This is a genomic window from Streptomyces sp. PU-14G (genome assembly GCF_041028275.1).
Lineage (GTDB): Bacteria > Actinomycetota > Actinomycetes > Streptomycetales > Streptomycetaceae > Streptomyces.
Genome location: NZ_JASKYT010000643.1, coordinates 1 through 1,867 on the forward strand (window position 1 = coordinate 1; position 1,867 = coordinate 1,867).

Annotated in this window: 1 protein-coding gene; it reads right to left on the minus strand. The window is 74.2% G+C overall.

The features are described 5' to 3' along the window. Positions 1 to 56 precede the first annotated feature (56 nt). A complete protein-coding gene (locus tag AB8Z75_RS34340) occupies positions 57 to 1,397 on the minus strand; it encodes an MFS transporter (protein ID WP_369208970.1) in 1,341 nt (446 codons plus the stop codon). Positions 1,398 to 1,867 lie beyond the last annotated feature (470 nt).

Sequence of the window (1,867 nt, forward strand, 5' to 3'; positions counted from 1 at the left end):
CGTCTCGGGGATTTCGGAACCGCCGGGGGGACGAGAGGACATCGCGCCAGTTTCCCTCAGGCCCGTGTCTCCAGCGCGGGTGCCCCGGCCGCCGGGTGCGGCTCCCCCACGGCCGCCGGTTGCGGCTCCCCCGTCGTCAGCCCGCGCACCTGGCGGCTGCACAGTGCGCCCACCGTCGCGAGGGTGACGAGAGCGACCCCGCACAGCAACGTGGGCCGCACCCCGAAGCGTTCGGCGAAGGGCCCCGCGGCCATCTCCCCCACGGGGAGCGCGAGGGTCGAGCCGAGCGCGTCGTAGGAGTAGACGCGGGCCAGTTTCTCCTGGGGGACGTTCTCCTGGAGCGAGAGGTCCCACGCGACGCCGAACTGCTCGATGGCGATGCCGTTGACGAACATCGCCACCACCAGCACGGCCACGTCCGCCGACTGCGCGAGCGCGACGAGCGGCAACGCGTCCAGGGCGACCACCGCCACGCCGATCCGCAGGGCGTGCCGCGCCTTGGAGCGCGCCACCAGCAGCCCGCCGACCAGCGCCCCGGCCATCTGGGTGCCCAGGACGCATCCCCACGCCGTACGCCCGAACGTCGCGTCGGCGACGGTCGGCCCCAGGACCTGAATGCCTCCGGCCGCCACGGCGTTCACCACGAAGAACTGGAGCACCACCACCCACACCCAGGTGCGCGAGGCGAACTCCTTCCACCCCTCCCGCAGCTCCTGCCACGGGCGCACGGGCTCGGTGACCGGATCGGCCCGCTCCCGCACGCGGGCGAGTTCCCGTCCGGCCAGGCGATAGGTGAGGGACGCTCCCGCGAAGGCCGCCCCGTTGAGCACCATCCCCCATCCCGGACTCGCGACGGCGGCCAGCAGCCCGCCCAGCGAGGTCCCGGCGATCATGCCGGTGTTGACGCCCATCCGGGAGAGCGCGTTGGCGGGCCGCAGTTCGTCCGCCGGAACGGTGCGCGGAATCAGCGCCGCCGAGGCCGGAACGGAGACGGCCGCCACCGCCCCCTGCACGACGCTGAGCACCAGCAGCGCCCCCATCGACGCTTGGCCCGCCAGCACGGCCAGTCCGACACCGGCCTGCACCAGCGCGGCGGCGAGTGCGGCGCCCTGGAGGACGAGCGCCCTGGGCATCCGGTCGGCGAGGAGCCCGCCGAACAGCAGCAGCACGACGTTGCTGACCGAGCGGGCCCCGACGACGAGGCCCACGTCGACGGCGGAACCGCCCAGGTCGAGGACGACGAAGGCGAGGACGACGGGCGCCATCGCGTTGCCGAAGTACGTGAGGGCACGCCCGGAGGCGAGTGCGCGAAAACCGCGCCGCCGCAGGAGGGCGCGCAGCGGGAGGCGCTTCGCGCTGTCGAGACCGCGGGAGCGCGAGGAGGCGGGAGGGCTCATGCGGCGAGTGTGCGGCACGCACCCCGATCCGTCAAACAGTTCTTTGGGGGTTGACGGAAGCGGTACCGCCGGGCGTATCGGCCACAACGGCCGCACCGGGCCCTGGAGACCAGGCCCTGCGCCGCTGACGGGTACGGGCCCTGCGCCGCTGACGGAAGCGGGTTTTGCGCCGCTGACGGGTGCGGGCGCCCTGCGCCGCTGACGGACGCGGGTTTGCGCCGCTGGCGGACGCGGGTCCTGGGCCCCAAGACGGAGGGAGGCCCGCCCGGTGGACGGAGGCCTCCGCCCACCGCACCTGTCACCGTGAGCGCATGAGCAGCCCACCCCACCACCGCTGGCCGGAGCATCTGGCCGTCGGCGCGGTCAGGTTCGCCCGACCGACCGCGCGATTCGACGCCGTACGGGCCTTCTACGTCGACCACCCCGGCCTGCCCCTCCTCGCCGAGTGGCGCGACCACGCGGGCTACGAC

Bases quoted from the DNA above. Each gene is read 5' to 3' on its own strand.
- AB8Z75_RS34340 (WP_369208970.1), bottom strand. From the start codon at position 1,397: ATGAGCCCTCCCGCCTCCTCGCGCTCCCGCGGTCTCGACAGCGCGAAG.